This window comes from Priestia megaterium, assembly GCF_023824195.1.
Classification (GTDB): domain Bacteria; phylum Bacillota; class Bacilli; order Bacillales; family Bacillaceae_H; genus Priestia; species Priestia megaterium_D.
In genome coordinates this window covers 3,589,661-3,602,115 of sequence record NZ_CP085442.1, presented here as the reverse complement: position 1 = coordinate 3,602,115, position 12,455 = coordinate 3,589,661, and the positions used below count along the sequence as shown (strand labels likewise).

The window sequence follows — 12,455 nt, the reverse complement described above, 5'->3', positions numbered from 1 at the left end:
CATACCTTTTGTATGAATTGATATAAAAAACTTAGGATTATGGGGGAGTTTTAGAATGATTAATCGCGATTTTCTAATGGGATTCGTATCAGGAACAGTAGTAGGCGCAGTAGGCTACCGTTTATATGAACAGAATGGTGGACAGCTACAACGTCTTGTCCAGCCTAAACAGGGATATGGCGGGCAACAAGCTATTTCATCTTATCAACCTTCTATGGAAGAACTTCAAGCACAGAAAGAGCGTTTAGAAGATATGATTGCCGAGCTACAAGTAAAATAATGTTAAAAAGAGTGAGAGGTAGTTCCAGGCTACCTCTCACTCTTTTTATTCGTAATGAGGGAATCATGTTTAAATGATGAAGCGCTTATTTACCGAACGCTAAAAAGTTTCCTTGGGTAAACTCTTGTTATTATTATATTCTGTGATTTGAAAATTATCAATAATTATGAAAGAAAGTGTTCTGATTTTATAAATGGACAGATTAATTTTTATACATTCACAGTTTCCTTTTAATACCATTAAACTTAATCATTCTAATGTCCGTGTAACAGTGAGAGGGAATATTGATAAACATAAATGATTAACACGCCTAGTAAAATTAATAGCCACACATGCAGATTTCTAAAGTGAGTGACGGTCTTGCCTATTATTTCATGAAAGATCACAAAAGACAGTGTACCAATTGCTGCGCCAGTGGATAAAGCTTGTACTTTAAGCGAGGAAGCTTGTACAGTTTCACCGATTAGTAAACTGCCGCCTAAGGACAGGGATAAGAGAGCAATAATCAGTAAAAAGAAGATGTTAGGTACTTTTGCTATAGAGAGAACAGTCATAATTGCCATTCCTTCTGGAACTTGATGTAAAAGAGTAGCTGCGAATACGGAAGCTGACTGGTGCATATCTGTTATTCCAAAGGTAATACCTGTGATGACATTATGAAAAAAGATAGCAACCGTTAATAAGATAAGTGCTTGTAAAGGTGAAATTTCTGTGTTCTGCTTATGCAAAAAGAGGTCAATGCATAGCATGATAATATATCCGGCTACAATTCCTAATAAAACCCCTCTTAAATCATATAGGTGCCAAGTAGACGGAAGGATATCAAAGAACAATAAGCCTAATAAGATTCCTCCGCATACAGCATACATAAATTGAATTTTCCCCCGAGCCAGATGACTTACTAATTTAAGAAGTCCTCCTCCTGCTAATAACCCCAGTAAAGAACCTAAAGTGAACAAGATATTCATTTCGATATGCATAGCTGTTACTTCCTTTCGGCTATATTAGTATTTTACAAATAACCTATTCAAAGGACGGATAATTCATTCCCTCAGAGAGCGTTTCTCAGCATAGTAGATAAACATATTTGATGTTTTTCTCTCCTTTTTTATGTTTTCCAAAAGAATTCCTCCACAAGAAAAACCTGCAAGATAAATAACAACTCTTACATAAAGAATATTTGAGCTATATATTGATGTAAAATAGTGTCCCACCCTTATAAAAATTCCAAGCATCGATAACCACAATGAATATTGATTCAAAAGTCTTTTCAATTTGTTCCTCAAAGAATTAAATAGATGGTTAAGGACACCATTTATTTATCTATCAAGTAGCATAAAACGTGTTATTAGCATACATCTAAGGTCGAACGCCCAATTGTTAATAGGACATTCACCTATACAACTTTTATGCAATAGTCTAATAAGGCATCAAGAAGGCTATTGTATAATGAGATTATTTAAAGATATTGAAAAAGTAAGTCAAACAGATCTTTTGCCTTGGCAGAACAATGAACTAAAAGCTTTTAGTGCAAAAATAAAAGATAGAGAACATCTCTTTCCTTGTATTCCGGCTACTCAATCTTTTTCACTTGGACATCTAAGATATGGGTTTGTAGGTCACCTTGAAAGCAGTCAAACATCTATTGAATTAGCTGATTTATTAAAAGAATTCACTATAAATTGTAAACAGTATGGAAAATAAACGACATTAATTATATTCTTTGAAACTCCTCAGAATCTCATTACTAATCGTACTGTCGAAGATTTTGAATTATTGTTTTGGAAGCAACTTAGTAATCTAAATAAATTAGATAAAAAAGATTGGCCCAACCATATTCCTCATAATCCCTCAGAACATGAATGGGAGTATTGTTTTCACGGAGAACAATATTTTATGTACTGTGCTACTCCCAAGCATAAGAATAGAAAGAGTAGATACTTCCCTTATATGATGATGGCTATTACTCCGCGTTGGGTTCTTCAAGAATTTAATGAGAACGAAAGATATGCTAAAAAAATTAAGGAACAAGTAAGGAAAAGACTGAAGAAATATGATCATATCGCTACCCACTCTGTTTTAAACAGCTATGGAAATATAGATAATCATGAGTAGAAACAATATTTTTTAAGAGATGACGATAGCGAATTGCCTAAGTGTCCCTTTTTAAGAGGCTTGATTAATAAAGAAAACAAATAAAAATAAACTCACTATGGATTAAATAGTGAGTTTACTTTCTTCAAACCCTTATCTATAAAAGAAAAAAACTTCTCCGACCTTGCAAGGGGAAGTTTTTTCATGAGCTGTTCATAATAACTGATAAGGAAATGGTGAATCCAAATAAGGAAAAGTAAAAATGAATAGCCGTATTGAGTCCAAGCTGCTGAAAGAAAGCATCGCATTACTAATCCATATAGCTTTTTACGTAAGGTGGCCAAAAGCATCTGCAGCATTAAATATAGTAGGGAAGCAATAATGAAGATAAAGAAGATAAATATCACTAATTTTTAGTTTGTTTTTAATAGAAAAAGCTCCCTCTGGTAAGGGAGCTTCTAAAGACTTTACTTAATCCATTGAAATTCTTTTATAGGCCAATAAGCTACTTTAGCTTTTCCTACGATTTTGTCTGTGGAGATTGTTCCTACTTTAGGTGATCTGCTATCTAAGCTATACATTCTATTATCTCCCATGACAAATAATTGACCCTCTGGAACTGTTTTGCTGCCTGTATAATCCTCAAGTTTAAAATCCTCAGTTAAGGGACCTGTTACCATTTCTTTTTTGTATTGGTCTAGATAGGGCTCTTCATATTTTTTCCCGTTTATATATAGCGTGTCATTGCGATATTCTATATGATCACCAGGTAAACCAATTACCCTTTTAATATAATCTTTTTCCTTTGTAGCATTTAACAATTAAAGGTTTTATATGCTAGTTACCACAATTAACGTTTTCGGAACACACCTAAAAAACGAGCTCTTACGGAAAAAGGGTTTAGAGTAGAGTCGTTTTTCTAGAATATGTAGCTTTCTATACATCGCTGATAGATTTAAATTTTAATTGGTAGGATTAACTAACAAAATGTATAAAAATCTTAGGTTTTACGGGTGTGTCCTTACAGGAAAATATAGTTTTTGTCGGAAAAATATACTATAATTCATAATGAAACAAATCTATATTAAATGCCTCTTAAAAGCTACCTTCCCTGACAATCCGAGGTGGCTTTTAAGTTTTAGTACGTGAAGGGCTTTACTAATCCTAGATATAAAATTAAGTTTGCTATTTAAAAGGAGTATGACTATGAGCAAGTATGATGAAATAGATTTTGAAAAAATTGCGCTTCAAATGCAGAAGCAAGTCAAAAAAGACCCAAACAACGTACAGCTAAGAAATGAGCTAGCTATCGTTTTTATGGAAATAAATCAGTATGAGGATGCTTTTTTTCAGCTACAAGCTGCTGCTGAAATAAAACCTTCTGTTCAAACCCTTTATAATTTAGGCTATTTTTATTTTGCAGAAGGCAAACCAATTATAGAAGACATAGGATCAGGAAGTTTTGAAGAAGATGCAGAAGAGGAAGAAATGTCTTATACATGGGAAATAGCGGATAAAGAAGCATTTGATATAGTAGAAGATTTATTGAAAAACAAACCAAGGCATTATTTTCCCTATAACGTAATGGGTGAAATGTATATTAAAAAAGAAAAGTATGAAGAAGCGATAGGCATATTAGAAGAAGCCATCACTTTAACCCCGTCACTAGAAAATCTAAATAATCTTGGGTTATGTTACTACAAAAAAGGAAGGTTACCTGAAGCAGCGGAATGTTTTCGTAAAGCGCACTTACTGCGATCTTCTAACAACTATAGTTTGTTTCCGTTCCTTAGCTATGGAATTTGTCTAGCGCATTTGGGAAAGAAATCAGAAGCAAAAGAAGCTGCAAAAGAATTACTGCTGCTGAGTGAAAAAGAGGAAGAGGCATTAGAAGCTGATATAGCAGAGATATATTATATTCTGGAGGATTATGAAGAGGTTGTTAAAATCTACTCCAAGTTAGATTGGGAATTTTATTCAGAAGAATTCTTTCCGACTTATTTTTATTCGTTATGGAAGCTTTCAAAAACAAAAGAAATTGAAGAACTTGCTTCTAAGACTATCCAAAGGAAAGAAAAAGAAATGAAAGAAGTTATTCAAGATACAGATGAAGAAGAAGAGTTTAAAGTAGAGTGCGAAGAAGTAACAAAAGAAGATATTGCTTTCATTAAAAATACAGTTAAAGAAGTGTATTGGGGAAAAGCCCCTACTGTAAAGTATGAACCTACATTGGAAACTCGCTGTTATTTGTATGGCTGCTTTAGACATACAGATGCAAACCCTAGCTATTTTTCTATATAAGATGGTACAACTCTTTTAGAATGAATACACAAAATGATTAAGTGAAGGAGGTTTTATATGAGTGAAGTTTGGATTGAAGAAGAACATTTAAACGATGAGTTTTATAAAATGGTGGGGTTTAAAATAAAGCAGATGTTATAATGCTGCTATCGTTCGTACTCGAATACGTATGAATGAACCCTTATAAATAGCAATCTCGCCATTGGCAAACGAGGTTGTTTTTTTATTTTGTGATATTTGTCATACAAATTATGCTTTTCATCTTCACACGCAGAAAAGTTTGTGATATAATTCACATGTGAAGATATCCATAATGATCTAACACACTCTTGAATGTAAAGTAGAAAAGCTATTTCACTCCGATGCCAATACGATTGAAATAGCTTTTTTACGTTCAGATTATAAATACGAAAAAAATTGTTAGCATAATAGGGGAAATTTATTTCTCGATTCTAACTAATGTTTTTTCAGGCATTTCAATAGCATCTATATCAAAATAATGGATGCTTAAAGTTAGTTCTCCTTCTCGCTCTTCAGCTTCTTCCCCTATCCAACAACTATACAATTCAAAAAAATCTCCTGACTTAAGATAGCCGTCCATTAATTGACACAGTGCAATCAGTTTCTCTTTTGATTCTTTAAGTCTGCTTTTATTCATATACTCCGTAATTTCAATTCCCCAGTTACTTGAAACTTCATAAACATAAGGAGTAGTAAAATGATGTTTCTTTATGTTTAATCGATGCATTTCATCTGAAAAGCAACTTCCAATAGTAACTACATCATCCAATTCATCATTAATAGGTAATTCTACATTCGAACCTATATAGGTGGCTAAGCTCATTTGTGTTCACTCCTTTTCCCATCTGAATAATCTATCAAATTTCATAGAATTAACCTAATAAAAACCTACATAGTATTATCAAAAAGGTTTTTCCCTAGATTTTATTATAGATGATCAGGTTTTATTCAAGCTTCACTATTATTCTATTTAATATATGAATAAGCTACGTTAAGTTGATTTTAATTCCACCCGAAGAGGACGCACTTCTTGGTTTTTCATCTCTTTGCTGTTTAGCTGAATTTTTGTATTTCTCCATTAATCCATGAATACTTGTTACTTGTAAGATGCGGATGTGCTCTGAAGAGACCGTATAACGAACTGGTGTAATCAAAATAACCAAAGGGAATGTGGCTGCTATATCAATTTCTTCTGCTTTCATCACTCCCACTAATTTCTCATTTGTGGCATCGGCTTGCCTGTTCACTCAAAAAATAAAAAAACCTTACTGCAGCAGTAGGGGATCCGTAGATAATGATGTAAAAGGTGCTTATCTTTTATATGATTGTGATTGTCCCAAAAGCATACCTTTTTATAAATGGCCGCTTACGTAAAGATTGTTGCTTTAGTGTTAACATTAAATAAGTGCCACATTAATGAAAAAATGTAAAAAATAAAATGATAGTTTTATAAGTCCGAGCAAAAACTACTAAAATAAGTAGGGGGTTAAAAATATGAAACCATCGGGGACGCTATACTTTTTCTGTGGAAAAATGGGTGCAGGAAAATCAACTAAATCAAAACAACTGGCGTTAGATAAACATGCTGTACTGCTGTCGGAGGATGAATGGATTTCATCTCTTTATCCAAATCAAGTCGCATCATTTGAGGACTATCTAAAATTCTCAGAGCTACTCAAGCCATTTTTGAAAAAGCATGTCCAAAACATATTAAGTGTCGGTACAGATGTAGTAATGGATTTTCCAGCTAACACTCAAAAACTGCGGAAGTGGTTTTTGGATATGGCGTCAGAGGTAAACGCAAACCATCAATTAATTTTCCTTAATCTAAATAACGAGCAATGCTTGCGTCAAATCGCACAAAGGCGTAAGGAGCAGCCAGAAAGGGCGGCTTTTGACACTGAAGCCATGTTTATTCATGTTACGGGTTTTTTTGAAGAACCAGAAGCATCTGAGGGTTTAAATATTTTAGAGTCTAGTGGAAAGGAATAATAAAGTTTCAACACAGCGTTATAGAAATAGAAAGAACAGGTCATTAGAGTATAAAAAACGCAGAGGATGCTAAAACCTCTGCGTTTTTCTATGTGGTTTTGTTGTCTAAAACACGCGATTCACCTTGATCTTCGCCTTATGAACTCGTTTTTTCTAATTCACAACCAATTGACAGAAATTTATGGTTATAAATTTAAGGGTTACAAGTTGAAAAATAATTAATGATTAAGCAGCATTCCGTGTGACGGGATGCTGTTTTTTCTTTGTCTTCCTTCTTTCCATATAGCCCTTATCATAGAAATAGATGAAAAATATGGTGAAGGAGGATAGGGCTATGCGAGCAAAAACCGAAAAAGCTAAACATGTGGTCATGTTTAAAGCTACAGGGGAGTTTTATGCGCATGAGGTCAATCAAGATAAAACAAGATGGTTTTTTTTGTCTTTCCTTCGTGTGAAGCCACAGTACATTATAAACATGATCATTTCTTTTCTCGTGAACATAAACGAAATTGTATCTATGTGAAAGAACAATTTGAGAAAAAAGCTTACTAGTTAATAAAGTTCAGGTATCGGAAACCACATGCAAAAAAGCCCTTATTTCATAAATAAGGGCTTTTTTTAATAAATTTCTTCTAATTCATTTAACTTCTTATCCAATACTTGACTAACCTTTACTGTGTTATCACTTACAAGTCCTTCCTTTAAAGCAGTATATATCATAATTTCCCTAATACGCTCTATTTCTTCTAATAGAACTTCCTGTGTTACATGTTTATTTCCCATCCCCATCATCACCTAATTAGTTCCCATGTTAAATATTGATAAATTTTACACTAACTTTTTATAATGTATTTTTCAATACTCAAATTTTTACAATTTGAGAAGGAGAAAATTATAATTTTTATAACGGTAAAGTACTACGTAATAACTAACTGAATTTAATGATATTCTTTTAAGAAAGTATGTAATAGTTAACATACTTTCTTAAAACTAGTGTTAACTATTATTTATATTGTAGAAAAATTGCTTATTTATCGTCAGTTAGAGTAAAAGATAAAACATAAAACATTATTTTTTATAAGTTAGTTATACTATTTACACACATGATATAAAAACATTTAATTATTGACCATAAGATAATATGGTATAATAAATTATTGATTAATAGAAATATAGAAGGAGTGTTTCTTGTGATTGAGAATCCTAGTAAAATCATTACAATCGAAGATGTCATGGATATGTTAGCTATTTCATCGAAGAAAACCATTTATACATATATTCAACAAAGAAAACTGCATCCGATTAATAAAGATGACTGGCATATCGAAGGACGTTATGAATTTGATCTAGAAGATGTGGTTCGTTTACAAGAAGAATTAAAAAAGCCAGGACTTACAACAAAAGAAGTGGCGCAGCAACTCGATATATCGGTCACAACGGTCAATAAATACATTAAACAAGAACTATTACCTGCGTTCCAAGCAGAATACCGGGGAATGAATTGTTATTTTGTTTATGAAGAAGATTTAGAGCAGTTTAAGCGCACGCATGAAGTCGGACGCAAACCGAGTAAGCGTCATTTTTATCATGCGGAGAAAAACATTGCGTTATTTCAGCTTTTTGTGAACAAGCAGGACGAAAAAGAAGAGTTCGCCCGTATTATCTCGGTAGAAGATCCGATTATGGCGATTACAGAAAAGCACGAAGAGTTAACGTTGGAGGAACTAATCGATCAAGGATTTGAATCAGCTTATACGATTGAATCGAAAAAGATGATTACCAAAGAAGGTTATGCCACGTTTGCCTTTAAGCAAACAGCTTATGCAAAATCGCACCTTTATAAACTCATGGATTTATTTTATCAGTATCTCAGTCCGACCAATATGCGAATCACGCCACAAGAAGAGAAAGAGCAATTTATCATTGAAACCAAACCGGTATTGCTGACAGAATCCTCGCAGGAACTCGTAGAGTTATTAGAGTCGGTTCTTGTATCAGGGAAAATTAACAAGCGTAGCCGTGGCATTTATATTGATAGCGACCTGGAAGTCGTACGAGTAAAAGTAACAAGCGATTTAAAGGAAGAATTACAGCAAAAAGCGAAAGAACTAGGGAAAAGAAACATCGAGGAATTGTTACTATACGCAGTACAAAGACTATAAAATAGAATAAGAAGTCCACTGATGATTTCTTTTGTTTTTAAAACCCATGTTAATAGCTATTAACATGGGTTTATGCCTTTCCATACAAAGGAGGGAGCTTGAATATAGGTTTATAAGCTCTCGTCGATAATTGTTCTTATAAACCTAGTCAGAACAGATGATGAATGATATTTTCTTGATTTTATTAATATTCATTAAAATATTTTTGGGTTTTTTTAGGGTCTTTTGTTTTCGTTAAAGCAAGCATTAAGAGAATACGGGCTTTTTGTGGATTTAACGAATCGGACGTAACAAACTGATCTTTATCATCTGATTTCTCATGTGTCACAACCCCACTTCCTACGCGGCTAGATCTAGTAATCACTACGCCTTTTTTTACTGCATCCCTAGCGCCTGCTAAAGCAGCATCAGATAGTAACCCATTTCCTGCTCCTGCAACTATTATTCCTTTTGTTCCAGCTTTTACGGCTGCGTCATAAAAGTATCTAGAATCGTTTTGATACCCATATATGATGTCTACTTGAGGAAGTTTATCAAATTTTGAAACATCAAATACTGATTGTGTTGTATGCTTACGAGTTGGTTTGTTATAAAATAATACCTTATCTCCGGCTATTTCTCCTACGTATCCCTGTTCTGGAGATTTAAACGTATCTACTGCCGTTGTATGTGTTTTTGTTATATAACGAGCTGCCCCAATTCGGTCGTTAAGCGCTACTAAAACTCCGGTATTTTTTGCTTCTTTGGTAGAAGCAATTTTCACTGCATTATATAAGTTTAGTGGCCCATCCGCACTTATAGCTGTAGCTGGTCTCATTGAGCCAACCACAACCACAGGTTTTTCATTCTTTACTACTAAATTTAGAAAATAAGCCGTTTCCTCCATAGTATCGGATCCATGTGTCACTACAACCCCATCTACATCTTTAGATGCTAATAAAGTATTAATTCGTTTGGCTAACTTTAATAAAGTGGAGTTATCTATATTTTGGCTCCCTACATTTACAATCTGCTCTCCACTTACATTTGCTAGTTTTTTCAACTGAGGAACAGCCTTGATTATGGTTTTAATATCAAGAGCTCCTGATTCGTATCCAGTTGTATCTGTGCTACTTTCAGAAGAACCTGCAATAGTACCCCCAGTAGCCAAAATCTTTATATTCGGCAACTCTTCTTTCACTGAATTTTTTACAGTCATTTTAGAAGTATTTACTGATGCATTGACTGATGATAAAGGTCCGGAAAATAATATAACACTTGATAAAAACGTGATTCCTACTATCTTTTTTAGTTCCATACGTATTTATCTCCTTCCACGCAAAATACATTTAATGGTATTATTGGTGATTCACGTGTAGAATATCCTAAAGTTATTTGTTAATAAACGAGAAAGATCACTAAAGTGGTCGATTTAAGCTTCCTTCTGCTACATGAAATGTTCCATATTTGCTGAAACATTTATTTGAATGGTTTATATCTTAATTGAGTAAACTACTCAAGACGCCGTGAGGCATCATTGGATAAAGTCGAAAAGAAAAAACTACCTTCCTTTCCGGTTGGTAGTTTTTTCTTATTTTAGCCCGTATATAATATATCTTTTTCCTAGTTAAGATGAGGAGTTTTATCAGTATGTTTCACTTCTAAGTACTATCCTTATGGCTTATAGTTTACGTATTAGCTAATTTGTCACGATCTTCGGAAAGTGGTGGTTCCTCTAACCAACCATTATCTATCAGAATCTTTGCGCCATCTTCTGCATATTTAGCAATTTCCGCAGACAAACGAACATAATGCACAGATAAATCTTTTCTTGTGCTTGTTGCCATTGCTGTACCATAAAAGCCTATACTAAGACCGATCAAAGCTGTAGTCATAAACATCATCAATTTATCTGAAAAAGGAGCCGTTTTTGAATTCGTTATCTCGTTATCCCAAGTCATAGGGACTGGCAAATCATTATCTTTTAACACGGAACCAAATACCTCTGTATGTTTAAACGCAATTTCTTTTCCACGCAGCATAAACTTTCCTACTTCCTTGGACTGAGCGACTTGACTGAATCCTATCATTACAGCTTTCCCCAAAGCATTTCTTTGCAAGTTTAAAAAGAGGTGTGTAATTTCAATTGCTGATAAAGGTCTTTTGTCACCGAACCAACCAGACATAAACTTTTGGTCCTTAACAAAGCTTACTTCTTGAGAGGGGTTCAGGTATGGAGAACGGATGAATAAACCTTTTGATAACAATAAATTTTTAGTTGAACTCTCAAACTCACTGAGTTCATGGATACATTCAGAGAAGTATGTATCTATATCTGAACGTACAGATACTGTCTTCGCAACAGCATAAAAATTAAGAGCCATTGCCCCCATACTGTAGCTGAAATATAACATAAAGCTATCTGAAAACAACTTTGGAGCAGAAGTATTTACATCATCTTTTACTACAAACCCTTGGGGTACAGGGAATCTTTCTTTATGGAAAATAGTAGTTAGTTTTTGTAAATGCTTTTCCGTTAATTCTAAACCCTTAGCTAGAATTGATTGTACCTGAGTATCTTCTACCACTTTTGAAAAATAGGTAAATAAGCAGTGACACATGCTACTATTCATGTAAGATGACCACAGTTGAGCAATCTCTGAAGCACTCAATTTAACATTATGTTCGGTTTCCATTTACTTATCTCCTCACAGATTTAATCTTCTTTTAGTATGTGAAATCAATCTGTAAGTATTCTTAAAATGCTCACTTTCATTCTCTAGAAGAAAGATCTTCCACTCCCTCAGACATCTTTTCTTTATTTGAATGAGATTTTATTTTGTGGGCAAATTACAAAAAACGTCAGTTAACTACTACCACTCAAAAAAAGTTATGCTTTTCTGTACAGAGGTAATCTTTTTCTTTTTTGAAGCTGTATAAAATATGCTTATCTTTTTCTTTCCTTTATTAAAAACTCATTCTATATTCAAATTGTAACTTTTCTCATAAAAAACATTAGCCTAAAGATAATTTTACATTCAATAATATACGATATTCTAGGCTGAAAAGGAAAATACAGGATATGACAGGACTTGTTATTGCTATTATTGCATTTAATTTTATTGCATTTACTACAAATAAAAGATTAACAGGAAATCAAATTTTTCATATTTGGATGTTTACCATTGCCTTTCAACATATGTTTGATGTTTTTATTGATTTGAAATATCACGCCTACTGGTATTTTACAAAACATGCTGATTGGAAGGGGATCCTTGTCCATACTGTACTGCTTCCACCTGTTAACATGATGTTTCTTAATTGGTACCCTTTTAAGATGCCAATTATGAAAAAGATTTGCTACCTTATCTTTTGGTTAGTAGGTATTTTACTTTATGAAATGATTACATTACTCCCAGAACCCTGGGGGTACTTTCACTATGGCTGGTGGAATTTAGGTTATTCAGCTATTATTGACCCTGTGCTCCTACTCATTATGTTAGGGTGTTATAAGTGGATATGTAAGCTGGAAAGCAAGTTATTAGTATGTAAGAAGGAAAAATAGAAAGCTACCTCAATTTAAATATTTCGTAATCGCTTTCATTTATACTTTATCGAAATGACTG

Annotated in this window: 11 protein-coding genes and 2 pseudogenes; 6 read left to right on the top strand and 7 right to left on the bottom strand. The window is 33.5% G+C overall.

Features of this window, described 5'->3' with window-relative positions:
• Positions 1 to 55: 55 nt before the first annotated feature.
• On the top strand, positions 56 to 280 hold the full coding sequence (locus LIS78_RS18625; protein WP_195782333.1) for a hypothetical protein: 225 nt from the start codon (positions 56 to 58) through the stop codon (positions 278 to 280).
• A 254-nt stretch (positions 281 to 534) separates the two neighbouring features.
• Here the strand turns inward: LIS78_RS18625 and LIS78_RS18620 are convergent, their stop codons facing one another.
• Positions 535 to 1,260 carry a ZIP family metal transporter gene (locus LIS78_RS18620; protein ID WP_209150441.1) on the bottom strand — a complete coding sequence of 242 codons (726 nt, stop codon included), beginning with the start codon at positions 1,258 to 1,260 and terminating at the stop codon, positions 535 to 537.
• A gap of 469 nt (positions 1,261 to 1,729) precedes the next feature.
• Between LIS78_RS18620 and LIS78_RS18615 the strand changes: the two are divergent.
• Positions 1,730 to 2,395 (top strand): annotated as a pseudogene (locus tag LIS78_RS18615) (YqcI/YcgG family protein).
• 446 nt (positions 2,396 to 2,841) lie between these two features.
• Here the strand turns inward: LIS78_RS18615 and lepB are convergent.
• Positions 2,842 to 3,195, bottom strand: a pseudogene (gene lepB / locus LIS78_RS18610) (signal peptidase I); the annotation flags it as partial.
• A gap of 385 nt (positions 3,196 to 3,580) precedes the next feature.
• Here lepB and LIS78_RS18605 point away from each other — a divergent pair.
• The gene (locus LIS78_RS18605; protein ID WP_252284161.1) at positions 3,581 to 4,675 is read left to right on the top strand and encodes a tetratricopeptide repeat protein; all 1,095 of its coding nucleotides are present in this window, start codon (positions 3,581 to 3,583) and stop codon (positions 4,673 to 4,675) included.
• 439 nt (positions 4,676 to 5,114) lie between these two features.
• Here LIS78_RS18605 and LIS78_RS18600 read toward each other — a convergent pair whose 3' ends face one another.
• Positions 5,115 to 5,519, bottom strand: a complete 405-nt coding sequence (locus tag LIS78_RS18600; RefSeq protein WP_209150438.1) for a hypothetical protein — start codon at positions 5,517 to 5,519, stop codon at positions 5,115 to 5,117.
• Between the two features lie 163 nt (positions 5,520 to 5,682).
• Positions 5,683 to 5,943 carry a hypothetical protein gene (locus LIS78_RS18595; RefSeq protein WP_229754555.1) on the bottom strand — a complete coding sequence of 87 codons (261 nt, stop codon included), beginning with the start codon at positions 5,941 to 5,943 and terminating at the stop codon, positions 5,683 to 5,685.
• Positions 5,944 to 6,190: 247 nt separating this feature from the next.
• On the opposite strand from LIS78_RS18595, the gene LIS78_RS18590 reads away from it, so the two are divergent.
• Positions 6,191 to 6,688: a P-loop nucleotide/nucleoside kinase family protein gene (locus LIS78_RS18590; protein ID WP_195782337.1), complete on the top strand. Its 498-nt coding sequence runs from the start codon at positions 6,191 to 6,193 to the stop codon at positions 6,686 to 6,688.
• A gap of 618 nt (positions 6,689 to 7,306) precedes the next feature.
• Here LIS78_RS18590 and LIS78_RS18585 read toward each other — a convergent pair.
• Positions 7,307 to 7,471 (bottom strand): aspartyl-phosphate phosphatase Spo0E family protein, encoded by a 165-nt coding sequence (locus LIS78_RS18585; protein WP_245210618.1) that lies wholly within the window; start codon positions 7,469 to 7,471, stop codon positions 7,307 to 7,309.
• A gap of 407 nt (positions 7,472 to 7,878) precedes the next feature.
• Here LIS78_RS18585 and LIS78_RS18580 point away from each other — a divergent pair, with 407 nt between their 5' ends.
• Positions 7,879 to 8,850: a helix-turn-helix domain-containing protein gene (locus LIS78_RS18580; RefSeq protein WP_252284160.1), complete on the top strand. Its 972-nt coding sequence runs from the start codon at positions 7,879 to 7,881 to the stop codon at positions 8,848 to 8,850.
• Between the two features lie 184 nt (positions 8,851 to 9,034).
• Here LIS78_RS18580 and LIS78_RS18575 read toward each other — a convergent pair whose 3' ends face one another.
• Together LIS78_RS18575 and LIS78_RS18570 are read right to left on the bottom strand one after the other, a co-directional pair.
• A complete protein-coding gene (locus tag LIS78_RS18575) occupies positions 9,035 to 10,147 on the bottom strand; it encodes a type II asparaginase (RefSeq protein WP_209150436.1) in 1,113 nt (370 codons plus the stop codon).
• A 370-nt stretch (positions 10,148 to 10,517) separates the two neighbouring features.
• Positions 10,518 to 11,525, bottom strand: a complete 1,008-nt coding sequence (locus LIS78_RS18570) for a DUF3231 family protein (protein ID WP_195782339.1) — start codon at positions 11,523 to 11,525, stop codon at positions 10,518 to 10,520.
• Positions 11,526 to 11,911: 386 nt separating this feature from the next.
• On the opposite strand from LIS78_RS18570, the gene LIS78_RS18565 reads away from it, so the two are divergent.
• Positions 11,912 to 12,394 (top strand): hypothetical protein, encoded by a 483-nt coding sequence (locus tag LIS78_RS18565; protein WP_195782340.1) that lies wholly within the window; start codon positions 11,912 to 11,914, stop codon positions 12,392 to 12,394.
• Positions 12,395 to 12,455 lie beyond the last annotated feature (61 nt).

Excerpts from the sequence above, each read along its gene's own strand:
- LIS78_RS18625 (WP_195782333.1), top strand. The coding sequence starts at position 56 with ATGATTAATCGCGATTTTCTAATGGGATTCGTATCAGGAACAGTAGTA.
- LIS78_RS18620 (WP_209150441.1), bottom strand. The coding sequence starts at position 1,260 with ATGCATATCGAAATGAATATCTTGTTCACTTTAGGTTCTTTACTGGGG.
- LIS78_RS18605 (WP_252284161.1), top strand. The coding sequence starts at position 3,581 with ATGAGCAAGTATGATGAAATAGATTTTGAAAAAATTGCGCTTCAAATG.
- LIS78_RS18600 (WP_209150438.1), bottom strand. The coding sequence starts at position 5,519 with ATGAGCTTAGCCACCTATATAGGTTCGAATGTAGAATTACCTATTAAT.
- LIS78_RS18590 (WP_195782337.1), top strand. The coding sequence starts at position 6,191 with ATGAAACCATCGGGGACGCTATACTTTTTCTGTGGAAAAATGGGTGCA.
- LIS78_RS18585 (WP_245210618.1), bottom strand. The coding sequence starts at position 7,471 with ATGGGAAATAAACATGTAACACAGGAAGTTCTATTAGAAGAAATAGAG.
- LIS78_RS18575 (WP_209150436.1), bottom strand. The coding sequence starts at position 10,147 with ATGGAACTAAAAAAGATAGTAGGAATCACGTTTTTATCAAGTGTTATA.
- LIS78_RS18570 (WP_195782339.1), bottom strand. The coding sequence starts at position 11,525 with ATGGAAACCGAACATAATGTTAAATTGAGTGCTTCAGAGATTGCTCAA.
- LIS78_RS18565 (WP_195782340.1), top strand. The coding sequence starts at position 11,912 with ATGACAGGACTTGTTATTGCTATTATTGCATTTAATTTTATTGCATTT.